Raw genomic sequence first — 808 nt, 5'->3', positions numbered from 1 at the left:
TCTGGGAGATCGCCAGTGGGGTGCGTAGTTCGTGGGAGGCGTTGGCGGCGAATCGTTGCTGTTCGGCGACGTGGGATTGGAGTTGTTCGAGCATGGTGTCGAACACGTCGGCGAGTTCGCGGAACTCGTCGCTGCGGCCCGGTAGCCGGATTCGGTGGGACAGCGATCCGTTGGAGGCCATCCGTGCCGCGTCGGCGATCCGGGTGAGGGGTGCGAGCATCCGGCCGGCCAGGAGCCATCCTCCCAGCAGGCCGAACACCAGCAGGAAGGCCAGTGATGTGGCCACGGCGGGGACCAAGCCGGGCAGGGCGTCGGAGCGGGTGAACCCGGTGATGACCACGACGCCGTACTGCTGCTGCAGGGATCTGGGGTCGTCGGTCCGTAGCCAGCGCAGCACGAACACCCACACCACGGCCAGCAGGAGCCCGCCGCCGAGCAGGAGGAATCCGGCGTAGCTGAGGGTGAGTTTCAGTCGGGCGCTCAGCCCCGGGCGTCTATTCATGCGTGCTGCCAGGGTGGGGGTGTCCGTGCGGGGGTCGATTCGGTAGCCGGTGCCGGGCGCCGTGGCGATGGGGCCGCCTTCGCCGGCGACGAGGATGTCGAATACGGCGAACTGCTTGCGGGTGGAGGACGAGTTCGCGGAGTTCGAAGGGTTTGGTGAGGTAGTCGTCGGCGCCGAGTTCGAACCCCGAAGCCTTGTCGTCGATGCGGTCGGCGGCGGTGAGCATGAGGATCGGGATGCCGCTGCCGGAGGCGACGATCCGGCGGGCGATCTCGTCGCCGGTCGGGCCGGGGATGTCGCGGTCCA

General features: G+C 68.6%; 1 protein-coding gene and 1 pseudogene. Both read right to left on the bottom strand.

Annotation, left to right across the window (positions count from 1 at the left end; genetic code table 11):
- On the bottom strand, positions 1 to 502 hold a 502-nt coding region (locus E1298_RS47345; RefSeq protein WP_131903904.1), incomplete at its 3' end, for a HAMP domain-containing protein.
- Positions 503 to 572: 70 nt separating this feature from the next.
- A pseudogene (locus E1298_RS47340) lies at positions 573 to 808 on the bottom strand (response regulator); the annotation flags it as partial.

Source organism: Actinomadura rubrisoli (assembly GCF_004349215.1).
GTDB lineage: Bacteria > Actinomycetota > Actinomycetes > Streptosporangiales > Streptosporangiaceae > Spirillospora > Spirillospora rubrisoli.
The sequence above is the reverse complement of the archived record's forward strand: the minus strand, read 5'-3'. Positions and strand labels throughout refer to the sequence as shown.